The sequence below is a fragment of the Moraxella osloensis genome, assembly GCF_001553955.1.
GTDB lineage: Bacteria > Pseudomonadota > Gammaproteobacteria > Pseudomonadales > Moraxellaceae > Faucicola > Faucicola osloensis.
This window is the reverse complement of the sequence record NZ_CP014234.1, coordinates 1118862-1139445: the sequence shown is the minus strand read 5'-3', so window position 1 is coordinate 1139445 and position 20584 is coordinate 1118862. Positions and strand designations below refer to the sequence as shown.

At 40.9% G+C, this 20584-nt stretch carries 9 protein-coding genes, 1 tRNA gene and 1 CRISPR repeat array; of the genes, 3 read left to right on the top strand and 7 right to left on the bottom strand.

Going from position 1 to position 20584, the window contains the following annotated elements; translation table 11 throughout:
- Nucleotides 1-371 precede the first annotated feature (371 nt).
- Nucleotides 372-2255 (bottom strand): hypothetical protein, encoded by a 1884-nt coding sequence (locus AXE82_RS04990; protein ID WP_062332108.1) that lies wholly within the window; start codon nucleotides 2253-2255, stop codon nucleotides 372-374.
- A 220-nt stretch (nucleotides 2256-2475) separates the two neighbouring features.
- On the opposite strand from AXE82_RS04990, the gene ppk2 reads away from it, so the two are divergent.
- Nucleotides 2476-3489 (top strand): polyphosphate kinase 2, encoded by a 1014-nt coding sequence (gene ppk2 / locus AXE82_RS04985; RefSeq protein ID WP_115304576.1) that lies wholly within the window; start codon nucleotides 2476-2478, stop codon nucleotides 3487-3489.
- A gap of 124 nt (nucleotides 3490-3613) precedes the next feature.
- Here the strand turns inward: ppk2 and AXE82_RS12245 are convergent, their stop codons facing one another.
- Nucleotides 3614-3847, bottom strand: a complete 234-nt coding sequence (locus AXE82_RS12245; RefSeq protein WP_062332105.1) for a hypothetical protein — start codon at nucleotides 3845-3847, stop codon at nucleotides 3614-3616.
- A gap of 223 nt (nucleotides 3848-4070) precedes the next feature.
- Here AXE82_RS12245 and AXE82_RS04975 point away from each other — a divergent pair.
- Together AXE82_RS04975 and AXE82_RS04970 are read left to right on the top strand one after the other, a co-directional pair.
- Nucleotides 4071-4147: transfer RNA gene (locus AXE82_RS04975), tRNA-Val, on the top strand.
- 85 nt (nucleotides 4148-4232) lie between these two features.
- A complete protein-coding gene (locus tag AXE82_RS04970; protein ID WP_062332102.1) occupies nucleotides 4233-4490 on the top strand; it encodes a hypothetical protein in 258 nt (85 codons plus the stop codon).
- A gap of 275 nt (nucleotides 4491-4765) precedes the next feature.
- Nucleotides 4766-15362: direct repeats of the CRISPR family, unit length 28 nt; unit sequence TTTCTAAACCATCTATGCGATGGCGAAC.
- Nucleotides 15363-15459: 97 nt separating this feature from the next.
- Here AXE82_RS04970 and cas1f read toward each other — a convergent pair.
- The 5 genes from cas1f to AXE82_RS04945 form a co-directional block, all read right to left on the bottom strand.
- Nucleotides 15460-16428, bottom strand: coding sequence for a type I-F CRISPR-associated endonuclease Cas1f (gene cas1f / locus AXE82_RS04965; protein WP_050324603.1), 969 nt, complete (start codon nucleotides 16426-16428; stop codon nucleotides 15460-15462).
- Nucleotides 16429-16486: 58 nt separating this feature from the next.
- Nucleotides 16487-17110, bottom strand: a complete 624-nt coding sequence (locus AXE82_RS04960; protein ID WP_062332099.1) for a type I-F CRISPR-associated endoribonuclease Cas6/Csy4 — start codon at nucleotides 17108-17110, stop codon at nucleotides 16487-16489.
- A gap of 1 nt (nucleotide 17111) precedes the next feature.
- Complete coding sequence (gene csy3 / locus AXE82_RS04955; protein WP_007117097.1) at nucleotides 17112-18173, bottom strand: type I-F CRISPR-associated protein Csy3; 1062 nt, start codon at nucleotides 18171-18173, stop codon at nucleotides 17112-17114.
- A 61-nt stretch (nucleotides 18174-18234) separates the two neighbouring features.
- The gene (csy2, locus tag AXE82_RS04950; RefSeq protein ID WP_062332096.1) at nucleotides 18235-19233 is read right to left on the bottom strand and encodes a type I-F CRISPR-associated protein Csy2; all 999 of its coding nucleotides are present in this window, start codon (nucleotides 19231-19233) and stop codon (nucleotides 18235-18237) included.
- A complete protein-coding gene (locus AXE82_RS04945) occupies nucleotides 19230-20471 on the bottom strand; it encodes a hypothetical protein (RefSeq protein WP_062332093.1) in 1242 nt (413 codons plus the stop codon). The genes csy2 and AXE82_RS04945 overlap by 4 nt, the downstream gene beginning before the upstream one ends.
- Nucleotides 20472-20584 lie beyond the last annotated feature (113 nt).

Genomic DNA, 20584 nt, shown 5'->3' with positions numbered 1-20584 from the left:
AAGTGATAAACCTTTTATCGACTAAAATTTCATAATGCGCTAATATTTAGAACTTTAGTTGAGGCATTCTATCAATTTACAATCTAATATAAATTAAGCTTTTATTTAACTTTTGTTTTTTTGATTAATAAAAGAAACATTTAACCAAATATTTGATTTTAAATGAATTATTAACTGTTTAGAAAAATTGAAAATTAGTTTCAATCATATAAATATTTTCATAGGCAGTATTAAAAATTAATTTTTAGTAATTTTCGACCGTTCATCGTGTAAATCTACCACTCATAAGCAACTGGCTTCTTAAAAATTGTAAATAAATGTAGCAATAAAAAAGACCACATTAATGGTCTTTTTAATTTTATAAAATTTAATTATTTTGAATTAGCGTCATACTTGGTGTTGAAATACAGTGAACGACTAGCGCCTTTGGCTAGTGACTGAACATCACTAACTACTGTACCATTTGCGCCAATTGCCACACTATTGGCAGTGTCAACTTTGAAGTTAGTTAACGTAGTATCTAAAGGATTGTCTAATAGTGAGTTAACTGTAGAGCCATTGACGCCTTTTTTCGGTAGCGCGTCAGTGATTTTAATATCAGTTAATCCATTGGTTAAATTGGTACGATTGTAAGCTGTGATTTTATAAGCAACACATTTGCGAGCATCGATACCTGACTGAGTGACAGCGTTATAAGTCAAGCCTAACATAGCGGTATTGGTGATATTACAATCATTGGTAGCTTGCTCTTTAACCAATACTAAGCCTGCGTTATTTTGGCTGACTTCACCAAAGTTGAGATTGGGATAGTTATAGGTCGTGGCAACATAGTTTATATTGAGCTGGTTGTTGGTGGTATCCACAGGGTATGTTGTTAAGTTACCACCTGGTTCTTGTTCAATCAGACAGACATTGGTTGCACCTGCCATTTCAGTTTGGGTCGCGGTAATGCTATAAGTACCATTTGTATTCACATCAACCGTTTTAATAGCTATAGGAGTTGTGGTATTACAGTTCTTTGCTAGTTGTACTTTTAGCCCTGTTTGATAAATTCCTGTTTCACCTGCGGTTGGATCATACACACCATTAAAGTATTGAGTATTGGTACCAGTGAGTTGACGTTCTGTTAAAGTTAAGCCACCGTTATCGTTAAATATGATGCCAGAGAAAATATAAGCATTGGGCGTATTGGTAATGGTACAGGTAATATCGTCTCCATAGGTCAAAGTCGGTAGATTAAAGCTAGTGGTTGAACCACTCGGCATGGTGGTCGCCGAAGATGAGTTAGCATTGGTACAGGCATAACTGGTGTTATAATTGGCTAAATTTCCTTTACCGTCCGTATTAGCGATGGTTTCAGCGATTGTGTAGGTCGCGGTAGTGGAAAGCCCTGGGGCGGTTACACTGTTGCTGCTTAAGCTGCTACCCGTGCCTGTGGTGGTAAAGCTACTAACAGGCGTTGTACCTGTGGTAGTGGCAATGGTAAATTGGTCATTTGTTTCGACACGGTTGCCTGTTAGAACTTTTCTAGTTGTCAGCTTGGGCGGGGTAACGCAGAAATAAAAGTCTGAGTAACCCACTGCATGAGGTGAATTAAGTTGTGTATATCGATTACTATGTGTGATACTGAAGATACTGTTTGCAGACTTAGCCCCCCAAGTCGCATCGATATTACAACCATTAAGGTCACAGTTTCGACTTCTGATAGCCGTGACAATATTATTACTCGCATTAATTGTATGGTAATAAGTATTATAAGTTAACTGTCCGCTAGTGCTAGAAACATCGACTTGCTCCTGATAAGCGACTTGACCGCTATTATTGGCAGCAGAATCCAAATCTTGAACGACAAAGCTTAATTTAGTAACGGCACGATTCACTGAAATAGTCATTGTATGATTATCTTTAATAGCGGGTGAATTATGCACTAAATTTAGGGCATTTTGCGTTGTATTATTAATATTGCCATAAAAGGGAGGATTTCCGCCATAATTCGAATTTAGGTCAACTAATAATGGAAAACTGACGGTCATGGTCGTACCTGTACCATCAGTGAAGTTAAAAGTTCTACTGGTACTGCCAGCCGTCCATGACAATGCTAAACGGGTAGACCCAGAGGGAGCATTTGCCCCGACATAATACATTTTATCACCGCTAGGACAAATCGGAGCAGCATAAGAAGTGGTGGTATTTAATATTGAAAATATTACACCTATCAGCATCAGCCAATAGACTTTGGGCTTAGCATATTGCATAGAGTTATCCTAATGTGACAATTATTTAATTATCTTAAAAATAAGTAAGCATTGGTACAATTTTAACGACAATTAAATTGAAATAAAACCAAAAACAACAAACTTATGTCAAAACGTTGTTTTTTTCCGATAAGCCTATTTTTTTAACATCCTCTATCATCATATCTTCATAATTTTGTCATATTATCAGCATTTTTAATGCTCATTAGAGAGTCTCAATATGCCAAATAATCAGCCCACTGCTAATAGTAGCCTTGTCATCAGCAATCATATCACCGATATGCTTGATGACTTACCCCAATCACAGTTTTTAAATGATGAAACCCTCAAAAATAATGATAGACTGCGCCAACAAATGCATGAAGACTTAATTGACAGCTATGATGAAGAGATTGAGTCCGAAATGGACGACTATATTCAAGATTTACGGTATGACGGTCAGCCGTTAACCGACAGCCAAAAAATCGCTCGCCATATTTATTTTAATGAATTGATTCGTCTGCAAAAAGAATTGATCAAATTGCAAGATTGGGTAGTAGCAACCGGTGAGCGTATCGTTGTCATCTTTGAAGGTCGCGACTCAGCGGGTAAAGGCGGTGCTATCAAACGTATCACCCAACGGCTCAATCCGCGTGTCTGCCGTGTAGCCGCCCTGCCTGCACCCAATGACCGCGAAAAGACCCAATGGTATTTTCAGCGCTATGTCGCGCACCTGCCAGCGGCGGGCGAGATTGTGCTATTTGACCGCAGTTGGTACAACCGTGCTGGGGTTGAGCGCGTGATGGGATTTTGTACTGACGCGCAGTATGAAGAGTTTTTTGAGTCGGTGCCAGAGTTTGAGCGAATGCTGGTGCGCTCGGGGATTCGCTTAATCAAATATTGGTTTTCTATTTCAGATGACGAGCAAGAGTCACGCTTTATGAGCCGTATTTATGACCCGCTCAAACAGTGGAAACTCTCACCGATGGATTTAGAATCGCGTCGCCGCTGGGAGGATTATACCAAAGCCAAGGAAGTGATGTTTGAACGCACCCATATCCCTGAAGCTCGTTGGTGGATTGTCGAAGGCGATGATAAGAAAAAAGCACGTCTCAACTGCATCAATCATCTCTTATCGCAAATTCCCTACCAAGAAATACAACGGGATGAAGTGGTATTGCCAGAACGAGAGCATCGCGACAATTACCAACGTGAGCCGATTCCGGAAGATATGTACGTACCAAATGTTTATTAATTCGCGTTTACTAATTGAGCAAAAAAAGGATACGTTTTAACCGTGTCCTTTTTAATATAAAAGATAAGGTGTTTTTAACGTTTAAACATACGCACTTGAAAACCACTAATTTTGCCATTTTTCATTATATTTTCCATAGCAATAGTGGCGTCATCTTCGATGAGTAAAATGCGGCAACATGCAGCGGTACGAGAACCCACAGACTATTGGCGCCATATTTTTCTAACGCTTTTTGAAAATCCGCTTGCGGGATTTGTTCGTTTTTTGGGTAGGCTTGGCAGTTGGCTTCGGCAAATGCGCTGCTGTCTGATAACATAGCGAGTGCCAATAATCCTGGGGTAATTAATGATTTTTTCATAATGCTATCCTAAGAGTTTGATAAAGTTGTTAAGGCACGGGATAGGGTGGATACTGAGGTATATCCGAGTGGCTAAGTGTATTAAAACAACCTAACCTTAACGAAAACTTAGCTGAAGAGGGCGCAATAAAAATTGAAGGGAAAAATTAAAACCACTTGCAAAAGCAAAATTTTTTGGTAAAATGGCACTCCTACTTACACAAGTAGATTGTTAGACCCTTTTAGGCATATAGCTCAGTTGGTTAGAGCACCACCTTGACATGGTGGGGGTCGTCTGTTCGAGTCAGATTATGCCTACCATATTCCAAAAGCCCCAGTCGATTGATTGGGGCTTTTTTATTGCAGTGATATCAAGGGCTTATGTGGTTTTTCGAGGATTGAAATTTTGACCACTTTTATGATTTTGGGCACAGAAAAATCGCTTAGAAATCTTGTGTGCCCATTTTGTGCCCAAATTGTGCCTTGGTTAATTTTTGGGCAAGTAGATTTTGACCCCCACCCGAATTTAAAAGAGATGAAACTGGATTTATTTCTTTCAACTTTAATCACTCATTTTAAAAAACCTTCATGCCCTAAAAAAAATCCTTTCAAAGTTATTCCCTCCAAATTAAAAACATGGCTATTAGAAACTTTAAGACATTGACACACTAGTTTAGTTAACCGTCTTGAGATTGGAAAAATAGATACAAAAGTTGTTATACGGACTATATAAAGTTTTGAGTTTTCACGGTACGACTCTAAATCCACATACTAATAAAATAATACATAAGCAAAAATTCAATATATTAAATTGCTTACCTTAACTTTAGATTAGGACTATCTCGTATAAAAATGAGAAATATTGACGAAAAAAATGCAAAGTAGATATATACTAGAAAAATTTAGTAGGGTGCATGAACAATATCAATCAAGCTCATGTTTCTAAACCATCTATGCGATGGCGAACTTTGCGGTAGTTCTGGCGTTTGAATGTCGACATTTCTAAACCATCTATGCGATGGCGAACTCGGGGTCGGTGATGCTGTAAAAGACGTTGGCTTTCTAAACCATCTATGCGATGGCGAACATGCGGTAAAAGACGTTGGCGGCAAGGTTGTCTTTCTAAACCATCTATGCGATGGCGAACTCGCATATTGTTGAAACAACTTTTCATATTCATTTCTAAACCATCTATGCGATGGCGAACAACAAGACGACCCAGAACACCCACCACCAGAATTTCTAAACCATCTATGCGATGGCGAACTTGCAAGTATCGGTTTTACCCTTGTTACTGCTTTTCTAAACCATCTATGCGATGGCGAACTTTTAGTTACTGCCGCTAACGGTCATGGAAAATTTCTAAACCATCTATGCGATGGCGAACTATAAATGCCTGCTCTTTTAGCCGCTGTTGCTTTTCTAAACCATCTATGCGATGGCGAACTTCATGATGGGTGTCCTGTTTTTGTTGGCATTTTTCTAAACCATCTATGCGATGGCGAACGGGCTAAAAGAAGTCAAAACCACGGACTTTATTTTTCTAAACCATCTATGCGATGGCGAACGATAGTTTTTGCAAACATCGCATGGGCATGGTTTTCTAAACCATCTATGCGATGGCGAACTTCCATTTGATGCTTGGCGATGATATCTAATTTTTCTAAACCATCTATGCGATGGCGAACGGATGGGTCAAACCCTTCATAGTCTTCTCTGCCTTTCTAAACCATCTATGCGATGGCGAACTCATTGGATTTAAATAGGTGCATTTTCATGATTTTCTAAACCATCTATGCGATGGCGAACATATTTATTGGTTTGATAAACAAGATGATCTTTTTCTAAACCATCTATGCGATGGCGAACATGTTAAGGAAACTGACCGCTTCCGTGCTGGTTTTCTAAACCATCTATGCGATGGCGAACTTCAACAGCCTTTTTCACCATCAGATAATAATTTTCTAAACCATCTATGCGATGGCGAACACACATATTTTTTAGCATTACGGATCGTTTGTTTTCTAAACCATCTATGCGATGGCGAACCATCGTGTAAATCCGCTTGAGGTGGCGGGGCAGTTTCTAAACCATCTATGCGATGGCGAACGATTACCCAGATATCGCTGAGCGCTATTTGGTTTTCTAAACCATCTATGCGATGGCGAACGAAACAAGATTGAGCGCATTTCATCCAAGGTTTTTCTAAACCATCTATGCGATGGCGAACTCGCATATTGTTGAAACAACTTTTCATATTCATTTCTAAACCATCTATGCGATGGCGAACAACAAGACGACCCAGAACACCCACCACCAGAATTTCTAAACCATCTATGCGATGGCGAACTTGCAAGTATCGGTTTTACCCTTGTTACTGCTTTTCTAAACCATCTATGCGATGGCGAACTTTTAGTTACTGCCGCTAACGGTCATGGAAAATTTCTAAACCATCTATGCGATGGCGAACTATAAATGCCTGCTCTTTTAGCCGCTGTTGCTTTTCTAAACCATCTATGCGATGGCGAACTTCATGATGGGTGTCCTGTTTTTGTTGGCATTTTTCTAAACCATCTATGCGATGGCGAACGGGCTAAAAGAAGTCAAAACCACGGACTTTATTTTTCTAAACCATCTATGCGATGGCGAACGATAGTTTTTGCAAACATCGCATGGGCATGGTTTTCTAAACCATCTATGCGATGGCGAACTTCCATTTGATGCTTGGCGATGATATCTAATTTTTCTAAACCATCTATGCGATGGCGAACGGATGGGTCAAACCCTTCATAGTCTTCTCTGCCTTTCTAAACCATCTATGCGATGGCGAACTCATTGGATTTAAATAGGTGCATTTTCATGATTTTCTAAACCATCTATGCGATGGCGAACATATTTATTGGTTTGATAAACAAGATGATCTTTTTCTAAACCATCTATGCGATGGCGAACATGGTTTGCCGTGTGTACCGTTGCGCCAACTTTTTCTAAACCATCTATGCGATGGCGAACCTGGCATTGATATAGCCATGTCAATGATTTTATTTCTAAACCATCTATGCGATGGCGAACATGCGATTTTAACGCGCTACAAGGCGGCTAAATTTCTAAACCATCTATGCGATGGCGAACCCATCGTATTTGCGTATTTTTGCCCCATTTTATTTCTAAACCATCTATGCGATGGCGAACGACGCAAGCGTGTGTTTGCTATCGTCGATTTTTTTCTAAACCATCTATGCGATGGCGAACCACTACAGACTGGCAAAATTCAGCGATTGATATTTCTAAACCATCTATGCGATGGCGAACTGAAATTCAATCGTTCAAATACTGCGCCTGTTTTTCTAAACCATCTATGCGATGGCGAACAACTTAGCGAAAATCCGAATGTCAATCTTTGCTTTCTAAACCATCTATGCGATGGCGAACTATTTGGTAAGTCGTGCCAATCGTCTGGCGCATTTCTAAACCATCTATGCGATGGCGAACATAAAATACTTTTGGCTTACCATCTTTGAATGTTTCTAAACCATCTATGCGATGGCGAACTTTCTCGGTGATATGGCAGGGATAGCGCATTTTTTCTAAACCATCTATGCGATGGCGAACGTCAAAATGGCACTGTATTAATCATGATTAGTTTTCTAAACCATCTATGCGATGGCGAACCAGGCGACCAAAAAGAACTAGCAAAAATGCTATTTCTAAACCATCTATGCGATGGCGAACCTGCGGCTCTAACTGTTGTGTTAACTGGTTTGTTTCTAAACCATCTATGCGATGGCGAACGCGTTCGACCAGAGCGAGCGTCTTTTCATCAATTTCTAAACCATCTATGCGATGGCGAACTTCTCATTGTAGCGAACAAAAACGGAGCGACTTTTCTAAACCATCTATGCGATGGCGAACTCGCAAAAGGTATCGTGGGCGGTGCAATCGCTTTTCTAAACCATCTATGCGATGGCGAACCGTTTGACCCTACTGATATAATTGATGCTATTTTTCTAAACCATCTATGCGATGGCGAACCAGCTTGCACATTAGCGAGATAATCTAAAACATTTCTAAACCATCTATGCGATGGCGAACAATACTCGAAAAATCTTACCTACTGCTTATGATTTCTAAACCATCTATGCGATGGCGAACACGTAGATAAAAAATCACAAAGCGGGGACATCTTTCTAAACCATCTATGCGATGGCGAACTGATAAATTGGCGTTATTAAAGCCACGTTTAATTTCTAAACCATCTATGCGATGGCGAACCGCCCCATCGTTAGGGACAGCAGGAACAGGGGTTTCTAAACCATCTATGCGATGGCGAACAATAACAAGTGGTTTCAAACTTTTTGGATTTGTTTCTAAACCATCTATGCGATGGCGAACCCACAGGAAGCAAGGACGCTTAGTTGTATGATTTTCTAAACCATCTATGCGATGGCGAACTAGTTAATCCACATTAGCCACTGTTGGTACAATTTCTAAACCATCTATGCGATGGCGAACCCGTTTAGAGCGTTCTCAAGAAATTCAAGACTTTTCTAAACCATCTATGCGATGGCGAACATTTAATTGACATGGGGTAAAGTTGGCTAGATTTTCTAAACCATCTATGCGATGGCGAACATGGTGGTGGCAAAGTTTTCGGCACCGTTGATTTTCTAAACCATCTATGCGATGGCGAACTTTTCCACCAGATTCTGATGGCGGTTTTGAGTTTTCTAAACCATCTATGCGATGGCGAACTAAAACGAAAAAGCATTTTCAGCCCTGGTATATTTCTAAACCATCTATGCGATGGCGAACTGTCTTGAACAAGATTCTGCAAATGCGCTTTATTTCTAAACCATCTATGCGATGGCGAACATAGTGTTGATAAAGTTGGCGATGCAGTTGTTTTTCTAAACCATCTATGCGATGGCGAACCATTTTTAACTGGTTTCATAGGTTCTTCTTCTTTTCTAAACCATCTATGCGATGGCGAACTCGGGGTTGGTGAAGCTGTAAAAGACGTTGGCTTTCTAAACCATCTATGCGATGGCGAACACCGCAGAAGAATTACGCCCAGATATCAACTGTTTCTAAACCATCTATGCGATGGCGAACGGGTGCGCGGTCTTGACGAGTTGTAACGCAATTTTCTAAACCATCTATGCGATGGCGAACTGTTAGCTTACTTCAAACTAGTCAAGTTGTTTTTTCTAAACCATCTATGCGATGGCGAACAGCCAGTAATAGCAAGCATATCAGCACTTGTTTTTCTAAACCATCTATGCGATGGCGAACTAAGGGTCAATGGGCTGTTCGTGAGATTTTGCTTTCTAAACCATCTATGCGATGGCGAACATAAAGTAACTGGCGTTGGTGCTGATGTTCGGTTTCTAAACCATCTATGCGATGGCGAACCTGGGCTTCAAAGGTTTGTGATTTTATAGATTTTTCTAAACCATCTATGCGATGGCGAACGGGTTAAAAGTCTTGAAAAGCATCGTCATGCTTTTCTAAACCATCTATGCGATGGCGAACAGAAGTTTACTGAGTTTATGGATTTGTCAGGCTTTCTAAACCATCTATGCGATGGCGAACCAACTCCTCGAAATCTGCGTCATTACCATCACTTTCTAAACCATCTATGCGATGGCGAACAATAACTGGCATTGCTTTAACTTCCCTTGATTTTTCTAAACCATCTATGCGATGGCGAACAAGCCGCCCGATTGCGTCTATTATGCTTGTGGTTTCTAAACCATCTATGCGATGGCGAACAGTGCAAGACGTTATCCGCTTTAATACGTGGGTTTCTAAACCATCTATGCGATGGCGAACAATTTATACCTATATGGTGATTTTACCTAATATTTCTAAACCATCTATGCGATGGCGAACCATGGAAACTTGCCAAGGTTTTCATGGTTATTTTTCTAAACCATCTATGCGATGGCGAACTGACGGCGCAGGCAAGCTAAAAGATGAGACAGTTTCTAAACCATCTATGCGATGGCGAACGCGTTTAACTTAACCGAGTCTGCCGCGGTACATTTCTAAACCATCTATGCGATGGCGAACTGGTTGCTGACCATGTGGCTATTGTTCGAGAATTTCTAAACCATCTATGCGATGGCGAACGCAAGCTCTTTAATGACCTGTAAATTTTGCACTTTCTAAACCATCTATGCGATGGCGAACTTTCAACTCCTCGAAATCTGCGTCATTACCATTTTCTAAACCATCTATGCGATGGCGAACAACGCCCGACATCGTGCGCTTTGGCGTTGTCGTTTCTAAACCATCTATGCGATGGCGAACTATTACTTTAATGATCTATCAGGCAATGGACTTTTCTAAACCATCTATGCGATGGCGAACTGTGGCGTTAGTAGTGGCATTAAACCTGTCTTTTTCTAAACCATCTATGCGATGGCGAACTTATGTTCATGGCGTACACGCTCATCGTGACTTTTCTAAACCATCTATGCGATGGCGAACTCGAAGTGGGCGCACAACATGACCAAAAAAAGTTTCTAAACCATCTATGCGATGGCGAACTGGGCGTACAAGATGCCGTAAAAGACGTTGGCTTTCTAAACCATCTATGCGATGGCGAACTGCCGCCGCTACCCATCACGCTTGACCAATTCTTTCTAAACCATCTATGCGATGGCGAACTTGGGCTAATAACGCCACGGTAAGTCCTGCAATTTCTAAACCATCTATGCGATGGCGAACCAGTTAACCCAAGATTTCATTAAATCTTCTTCTTTCTAAACCATCTATGCGATGGCGAACTAAAGCATTTCTCTAGCGTATTAATCAGTAAATTTCTAAACCATCTATGCGATGGCGAACTCAATATGCACGCGCCAGTGATGGGCGGGCAATTTCTAAACCATCTATGCGATGGCGAACCTGTAGTGCCTGCGTCTGCGGTATCTGCTATGTTTCTAAACCATCTATGCGATGGCGAACATACTGAACGGCTCGTGTCTGCTATCAATTATTTTCTAAACCATCTATGCGATGGCGAACGTAATTACGAAAGCGCAGTTATTGATGCTGACTTTCTAAACCATCTATGCGATGGCGAACAGAAGTTCAAAACATCGCTGCCATCTGTTAGCTTTCTAAACCATCTATGCGATGGCGAACTCGCACTTACCTTTCCTTATGTGATTTTGAATTTTCTAAACCATCTATGCGATGGCGAACCATGTTTTGCAGTGGGTTTTCTGCTGAGTCTATTTCTAAACCATCTATGCGATGGCGAACATTACCACGCTTGAGCAAGTTAGACCGCTCGGTTTCTAAACCATCTATGCGATGGCGAACGTAACTGTGTCAAGCCCGCCCCACTGCCGATATTTCTAAACCATCTATGCGATGGCGAACGTTCTGCTGCTGCTGGTTTCGGCTGTACTTGCTTTCTAAACCATCTATGCGATGGCGAACCTGACAGCCTTACATCGCTAGTTAGCGGTATGTTTCTAAACCATCTATGCGATGGCGAACTCATCACCAAATATGGCTGATGCGGTCATGATTTTCTAAACCATCTATGCGATGGCGAACTGTTAATGGCTATACCTACAATGTCACGTTAGTTTCTAAACCATCTATGCGATGGCGAACTTGATATGCACATTAGTATTTTGGCTAATAGCTTTCTAAACCATCTATGCGATGGCGAACAATGAGTTACGCAAAGACAAAAAGGCTATCAATTTCTAAACCATCTATGCGATGGCGAACCAATACTTCTATTTACAGGCGGTGTTTTGGTTTTTCTAAACCATCTATGCGATGGCGAACGTTAAACCCCCAATTTCGCCCTAAATCATTTGTTTCTAAACCATCTATGCGATGGCGAACAGATGAGATATTACTATCAATTCTTGCGCTGTTTTCTAAACCATCTATGCGATGGCGAACGTTAAACCCCCAATTTCGCCCTAAATCATTTGTTTCTAAACCATCTATGCGATGGCGAACTCGGCTTTGGTGCGCTTGACCTGTGGCTCTGTTTTCTAAACCATCTATGCGATGGCGAACATCTTCTTCATATCTTGCGCCTTGCAATATACTTTCTAAACCATCTATGCGATGGCGAACTGACCGCTATCTTTAGCTAGGTAATTGGGTGATTTTCTAAACCATCTATGCGATGGCGAACGAAATCCGCAACAAAGCAGCCGTGCGCTACATTTTCTAAACCATCTATGCGATGGCGAACGGGTATTGCTATGACGGCTCATGATTGGATTTTTTCTAAACCATCTATGCGATGGCGAACATCACCTGATTTTGCATTATTTAGTATTTGTTTTTCTAAACCATCTATGCGATGGCGAACTAACGGTTTACGCTGTTAGGCATTTTTTTTACTTTCTAAACCATCTATGCGATGGCGAACTTTTTAAATTTTTCTTTATGTAATTTTTTTTATTTCTAAACCATCTATGCGATGGCGAACTCAATCAAGCTATACAGCAAGCTATAGACAATTTTCTAAACCATCTATGCGATGGCGAACAATGAGTTACGCAAAGACAAAAAGGCTATCAATTTCTAAACCATCTATGCGATGGCGAACCAATACTTCTATTTACAGGCGGTGTTTTGGTTTTTCTAAACCATCTATGCGATGGCGAACGTTAAACCCCCAATTTCGCCCTAAATCATTTGTTTCTAAACCATCTATGCGATGGCGAACAGATGAGATATTACTATCAATTCTTGCGCTGTTTTCTAAACCATCTATGCGATGGCGAACGTTAAACCCCCAATTTCGCCCTAAATCATTTGTTTCTAAACCATCTATGCGATGGCGAACTCGGCTTTGGTGCGCTTGACCTGTGGCTCTGTTTTCTAAACCATCTATGCGATGGCGAACATCTTCTTCATATCTTGCGCCTTGCAATATACTTTCTAAACCATCTATGCGATGGCGAACTGACCGCTATCTTTAGCTAGGTAATTGGGTGATTTTCTAAACCATCTATGCGATGGCGAACGAAATCCGCAACAAAGCAGCCGTGCGCTACATTTTCTAAACCATCTATGCGATGGCGAACGGGTATTGCTATGACGGCTCATGATTGGATTTTTTCTAAACCATCTATGCGATGGCGAACATCACCTGATTTTGCATTATTTAGTATTTGTTTTTCTAAACCATCTATGCGATGGCGAACTAACGGTTTACGCTGTTAGGCATTTTTTTTACTTTCTAAACCATCTATGCGATGGCGAACTTTTTAAATTTTTCTTTATGTAATTTTTTTTATTTCTAAACCATCTATGCGATGGCGAACTCAATCAAGCTATACAGCAAGCTATAGACAATTTTCTAAACCATCTATGCGATGGCGAACCCAAACTAATCAAGTCGTTTTAGATAATGTAGTTTCTAAACCATCTATGCGATGGCGAACCCACAGATTCGAGGGATAGCCATTTTTGGTTATTTCTAAACCATCTATGCGATGGCGAACAATATGGCAATGATAGGCGTTAATCTGTTAATTTTCTAAACCATCTATGCGATGGCGAACGCCATGACAAGGCATGAACAAAACCTATTACTTTTCTAAACCATCTATGCGATGGCGAACACTCAGGTATGGATAGATGTCAGTAGCAAAGCTTTCTAAACCATCTATGCGATGGCGAACTTGATAATTCCCCATTATCCCATGATAAAAATTTTCTAAACCATCTATGCGATGGCGAACATTTTAGTTACTGCCGCTAACGGACATGGCAATTTCTAAACCATCTATGCGATGGCGAACCATTGCTGGTTATATTGTATCTGGTCTTGTTTTTTCTAAACCATCTATGCGATGGCGAACTTGGCGTTGGAGATAAAGTCGATGCTGTGGGTTTTCTAAACCATCTATGCGATGGCGAACGCAAAAAAACCTATCAAGAGTTTAATCTTGAGCTTTCTAAACCATCTATGCGATGGCGAACAAGCGGAAATAATAAATGCTTGTATTTTCAAATTTCTAAACCATCTATGCGATGGCGAACGCTTACCGAAAAAAATCTTGTCGCTGGGGATATTTCTAAACCATCTATGCGATGGCGAACTTCATCATACATAAAGATAGAGCCAACAGGCGTTTCTAAACCATCTATGCGATGGCGAACTCACTACAACTCGTTTTAACGTGATATCAAGCTTTCTAAACCATCTATGCGATGGCGAACGAGCCGCAACAAGGCTTCGTCCGAATTCAAGCTTTCTAAACCATCTATGCGATGGCGAACTTAATCTGGACGTGAAGCAATGCCGCGCTCTGTTTCTAAACCATCTATGCGATGGCGAACAAATCAAATAAAATTAATTTGGATAGAAATAATTTCTAAACCATCTATGCGATGGCGAACTGATTGATGATGTATCTATTTGTGGGTTTGTTTTTCTAAACCATCTATGCGATGGCGAACGCTTGCAATTTGATAGAAGCGTCATCTTTGACTTTCTAAACCATCTATGCGATGGCGAACAGTCAAGCAGTAATACGTTGGTTACAGAGCAATTTCTAAACCATCTATGCGATGGCGAACAGTGTCATGAACGGTAAAGGTTAACCAATCGATTTCTAAACCATCTATGCGATGGCGAACTCCTCCTGCGTCGTCGTCGTCGTTGTCGCTGTTTTCTAAACCATCTATGCGATGGCGAACTTCTATTTCAGTTATGATAAAGGGGTGATAAATTTCTAAACCATCTATGCGATGGCGAACATTATTAGTCATTTTCTTCACCTGTATAAATTTTTCTAAACCATCTATGCGATGGCGAACATATTGTTTGCACTCACCCAATGACATATCAATTTCTAAACCATCTATGCGATGGCGAACTGACAATAAAACTGTAGCCACTGGCGACCAAGTTTTCTAAACCATCTATGCGATGGCGAACTTGGCGTTGGTGATAAAGTCGATAACGTGGGCTTTCTAAACCATCTATGCGATGGCGAACAAGCGGAAATAATAAATGCTTGTATTTTCAAATTTCTAAACCATCTATGCGATGGCGAACGCTTACCGAAAAAAATCTTGTCGCTGGGGATATTTCTAAACCATCTATGCGATGGCGAACCGTCTTGGGGTAATCGTGGGGCTATTTCTTACTTTCTAAACCATCTATGCGATGGCGAACCACCAAACGACCACCCAGCAGCTTGAGCAGTTTTTCTAAACCATCTATGCGATGGCGAACTTGCCCAGTTGCTTTGTAAACTGTTTTTGCATTTTCTAAACCATCTATGCGATGGCGAACTTTTTATGTTGCCGATGTCGAAACAGGACAGTTTTCTAAACCATCTATGCGATGGCGAACTTACGTTCTGTCAAAATCGCCTTGAGCTCATCTTTCTAAACCATCTATGCGATGGCGAACAGCCAGCAATTGCATAGCCAGCACCAGCAGCATTTCTAAACCATCTATGCGATGGCGAACTCTGTCAAAACCAACAAACTACGTCAGAAGGCTTTCTAAACCATCTATGCGATGGCGAACTGGAGAATTTTCTGACAAAATCCCCAGATATCAATTATATACGTTTTAATTCAGTTAAGACACTTCGTTTTAAAGTGCTTTTTATAAGCATCTGATTTTATTTAATTTTTTGGCAAGTGTCTACAACGAAGCCAAACATATAATCCAACACATCTTGGTCTTGGCAAATCTCGATAAGTTGCATCCGAAACTCTTTTTGATTATGCCCCAGTTTTGCCGAAATAAATGCTTGTGGCATCACCATCGCATCTTTGACCAAATCTGCTACATCAAACACCAAACCACCACGGCGGGTTTTACCATGTAGCATCGGTAGAGCAAAGCTAATACCTAACCCATGTAATGCAACTGCCGCATAGCCATAAGCGATATAATTCCCGTGGTCAAGGTAGCTATTGGCGATATCGGCGATATCATCATTGGCATTTTTGCCTTCCTCGCGGGTAAATTTAAAGCCACAGCCTTCCGCCAAGCTTTTATATAATACCTTTGCCCAGCGACCTTCGGCAGTCAATAACTGCTCTTGGTTCATTGCCGATTCTATCGCTTGTGAAAAATTAACTACCGCCGATTCATCTAGGCGAATACCATATGATGTCAGTAGTGGATTTTTTTGCCAGTATTTTTTGACAATTTCAATACGTTCTTGTAATAGCACCTTTGCCATCAACAGCCGTGTCGTATCATCAAGCCATGCTTTCATCCAAATTTGCATATATTCGGTAGGACGATACTCACTTTGTGGGGCTAGAAAGGTCAAATCTAATGCACTAAATAATGGTGAACCGCCTGAACCACAAAAACCGACCATTACATTTGATTCTGCCAAACGTCTAGCGGCGGCATCGGTAATCGAACTACCTTTACCCAGTAATAAAAAAGCGGTATTTTTTTCGGGAATATTATAAAAATGTTCAATCGGTTGCATACTTTCGGTCAGATACACGATACGGTCATCTTTTAAAATGACTCGAACTCGCTCAAGATAAAACACACACGCCCGCTTGGACAACATCAGCGGACGGCTACGTTGCTTACGTAAATGACTATTATGAGTTTGGCTCATGTTTTTCTCTTTGATAAATGAAAAAGCAGTAAGCATAAAAGCCTACTGCTTTTTTAAATTAGAATATCGGCAAAGCAAACGGCTGACTGGCACGAGCCAAACCATAGCCATCTGGCATGCCGTCACCTGCATTTTCCATCGGTACAATATCGATGGTTAAGGTAAAAACTTGTCCTGTGCTTTTACTGGCAACTTTAAGATACGGCAAGTCTTTGGCAGTGGCTAGACGACGTTCTCGTAATGGCACATTATTGTCAGACAGTTGAGTACGTTCCATTTTTGCCGTAGGAATGCGAAAACGACGATAACTTTGCCAGCCTGTGATTTTGGCTGTTGGTACAGGCGTTGGCGTACCGACCACACTATAATCCCGCACTTTCCAATGTTGGCTAATACTATCTACCAATCGCTGTAATGCCTCGCTACTATCCGAAAACACCCGAAAAATATCAAAATCAAAACGGGGCGACTTGCCATATTTTTTTTCGAAATCCGCTTGCTTTGCTTTAAGCTTTGGGGAAGGGGCCAATGCTATGGCATATGGTGATTTATCCACCAATGCCAACGCTCGAAACGTGCCATGCAATACCGCATAAATCTGATTGCGAATGGTCGGTAGTGATAAATCGACCGTATCTGCCGATTCAATCACACGTACATCCACATAAAACTCAAATGACATCTTAATCTCCCTCAGAATATACGCCACCACGAATCAGACAGGCAATCAAAAACATCCCTTTTTCGCTGTTGGGGTCTAAGTCATCAATCTCTTTTAAAATATCAAACGCTGACATTTTTTCTTTACCCACACGATAAAAAAATTGATGCTCAAGATTTGCCCCATTTGGCTCTACCGCAATCGGTTTATGGTTGTATTCTTCGGCATTGGGATACCACGTATCAATGGTACGAATCGCATTACCGATTTTTTGGTCACGTAATGCCGCTTGCCCCAAAAATTGGTTGTTGTCTGCCCCACGTTGCGGGCGAACAGGGTTAAGTTGATACAGCGAACGAGAAAAGCCTTTGGGTTTATCTTCTAGATAATTTTGTGAAGGGAATACTTCCACACCACCCATGCCAAAATCAACTACCGCTTCGATATGTAGCCCTGCATTGGTTGCGTCGCCTTTTGCCCCTGTTAATAAAATCTCGGCTAATGCCTGCTCATCCGCACTAGGATTGTCAAAACTGTTTAAATTGTAGTCTAACGCCTTAAAGGTATAAGATTTTTCCGAATTTTGACTGGGTGTTACCGTAATTACAATGCTTTCTGCCACCAAGCGATTACGCCATAACCAGCGACCGTTCACAACATTACGCACATAACGACCGACCACCGTTTTTAGCCCATCGCTGTCTTTGGCACGAGCCACAAACCCTTGAAATGCCTTGCGAAATGCTTGTTCATCGCTTTTATCTGCCCCTGCTTTAGTCGCACTGGCAAACAAAATATCCGCCAAGTCAATCAAACGAAAATCCCACGTCACCAATAATTTGGCATTGGGTAATAATTTGGCAGATTCGGTTTGTTGAATATTACTGACTTCACGAGCGACTGATTCGCCCGATGCTGACCCTTTGCTTTTATTGCCTGCCACATTTTGTGTACCACGAATGCCATGATACATGACTTTTAATGATTCAGTTTTGCCATCTATCAGATGAAAAAATGCCCCGTCGCTGATAACAGTACCACGTTGTAGGGCTAGGCTTGCGGGTAATTTTTTGAAAGTTGCCATAATAAAACTCCTGTTTGTTTTTTAACATTGGTTAGGTAAAAGTTTAGTTTCAAAAGTAAGGTTAAATAGATTGTCGCAATAAAAACACATCGCCACCGTCATGGGTTTGCCATTGGTACTGCCAAAATAACTCTTGTGGGTTGTCAGATAATTGACGTAACGGCTCGGTAATCAGGTTTGGGGGCTGTTGCGGTTTTTGCTCTTCTTCATATAAATCCAAGTTATCAGAATTTTGAGCGTTAGCAACATTCAGCAGTTGCCGAATTGACACATATTGCACTAAGCCAATCAAGGGTTCGGCATAGGCGTGAGGTGTAGGTATTACAGCTTGTTCAAGGGTATACGCTTGTCGTACACCTGTTCTATCGGTTTTTGGGTCTTCAAGCAACGCATAACCTAGATTAGTCGCTGACAAAAAACTTAAGCCATGATGTTCACCAAAAGCATGATTTAAGCCGTCTTTGGTGAGTGCCAATAGCCGTGTAAAGGCTTGCAAACGATTGAGATTTTGCGATTGTTGGTACGCTAATAACACATCCTGACGGTCTAGCACCACAAAGCCTGTTTTGATGGTATTGCTTAACACATCTTTTAATGATTTCTCGCTGTCATCTGCCCATTCAACTTCGCCATAACGAGTGATTTGCCCCCCTGCAAAACGGCTATTCATCAGCAATTTTTGCAAATCTGCCAATCTTGGTCGCCGTCTGCCATCAAAGCGTATCACCAAACTAAGATGCAAATGACAGCTTGCCGTTGGTTGTAACGACAAGGCATTGGGATTTTTTGATGAATAATCATTTTTATTGATAAACGCAGAGCCACGGCGTTGGGCAGGATGAAAGAAAATTCTATTGTAATTATCCTTAAGAATTTCTCCCAAATCCTGTCTATCATGGTGAATATAAATCACGCCTGTGTCCTTCACGCCCAATTTGCGAGCCAACGCATGCGCAAACATGGTGGATGCCACCAAAGGTACGCCACCGAGCAAAATCCCGCTAGTCTGTAGATTTGCCCCTTGCACTCGAATATGCGGAATTACCGCTAAAAAACTCATGATGCCAACTCCTGTAAGTCATACAGCAAGCCACGAATTCGGCGAGCCAAGAATGGTATGGTGCTATCTTCGAGTACAAAGGCGACAGGGTTGCTTTGTCCTTCGACTTCATAGGATTGACGGACGATACTTTTTGCCAAATGCTCGGCAAACACAGTCATCCAACCTTCATCTCGTAGCTGTGTGTCAATCAGTCCTTGAATGGCTAAATCGATGCTTGGGTGTTGTAGTGGTGTTAAAGCGACCCTTTCTTTACTCACCAGTTCGCCTTGCTCATCATAATTTTCAGCATTTACCTTGGTGATATTGGGCAATCTATCAGCCACTTGTTCGAGGCTATTTTTAGCTTCTCGCCCTTGAGCCAAGACGATGCGTAAGATATGGGTCAAAAATTGTTGCTCGGCTTCACGGCTAGCCATATCGGTACTCGTTGCCCCAATCCCTTTGTCTTTCCAACCTTGCTCATTTGGGTCTTGTTGGGTTTTAGCAATGCCTTTGTTAATCAACTCTGCCCAAGCAAGTAATGCGGGCTGAACAAGTTTGTCTTTCGGCAATTTATTGGGGATATAGTAGTCTAAGCCTTTGTAATACAGGCTAAAGGCTTGACGTATCGTATCATCGGCAGTTGGGGCAGTTAGATAAATTGGGCGTTGCATTTCTTGAGCTAACATTCCAACATTTGCACTTTTAGTACCCCCAATTCCAAAAGTTGCGGTTTGAATATTTTTAAAGTTTGCCGAAAAATCTTTATCATTTTCACGATTACTTTTTATGAAATTGACTTCTTGATTTAACAAATAATTTACGCCACCTGCTGAAGTTGGACTAATGGAAACATACGAATCATTCAACGGTAATAGCAATTGCCTCATTCTAATATCGATATGTTCAAGCCCATTTTGATATGGCAAATCAAATAAGTTTTTTAAATCATTTTTAATTTGATTAATTACTTCTGAAAACTCATTATCTTTTTCAATTTCTGAATTTAGCTGTGCAGGTTTTATAGCTTTTGAAAAATATCCTATGTTTGAAGCATTGCCTTGATAATCAGTCAAAAGCGTAAGACCATCATTTAATAATGTTCTAGCACTAATATATGGTAGGTCTAAATTTTGCGACTTAGAAAGCCTAATGCCCCCTTTGGTAGCATTGGAATTAATGGTCTTGTTACTAAAATGCACCGACTCGGCAAGGGCTTTTTGATAGTCGGCAATGGGAATGGTATCATCAGACATAAATATCTCCTTTTTTATTTAATTCTATCTAGTTTTAACATAGTTTTGCTCAAATAATAAGCAGGCAAAAGTGGATAAACGACACACGATGTCGTATTGTTAATATTCATTAT

Coding starts and splice junctions, on each gene's coding strand:
- AXE82_RS12245 (WP_062332105.1), bottom strand. CDS start 3,847: ATGAAAAAATCATTAATTACCCCAGGATTATTGGCACTCGCTATGTTA.
- AXE82_RS04990 (WP_062332108.1), bottom strand. CDS start 2,255: ATGCAATATGCTAAGCCCAAAGTCTATTGGCTGATGCTGATAGGTGTA.
- AXE82_RS04960 (WP_062332099.1), bottom strand. CDS start 17,110: ATGTCATTTGAGTTTTATGTGGATGTACGTGTGATTGAATCGGCAGAT.
- ppk2 (WP_115304576.1), top strand. CDS start 2,476: ATGCCAAATAATCAGCCCACTGCTAATAGTAGCCTTGTCATCAGCAAT.
- AXE82_RS04945 (WP_062332093.1), bottom strand. CDS start 20,471: ATGTCTGATGATACCATTCCCATTGCCGACTATCAAAAAGCCCTTGCC.
- csy2 (WP_062332096.1), bottom strand. CDS start 19,233: ATGAGTTTTTTAGCGGTAATTCCGCATATTCGAGTGCAAGGGGCAAAT.
- csy3 (WP_007117097.1), bottom strand. CDS start 18,173: ATGGCAACTTTCAAAAAATTACCCGCAAGCCTAGCCCTACAACGTGGT.
- cas1f (WP_050324603.1), bottom strand. CDS start 16,428: ATGAGCCAAACTCATAATAGTCATTTACGTAAGCAACGTAGCCGTCCG.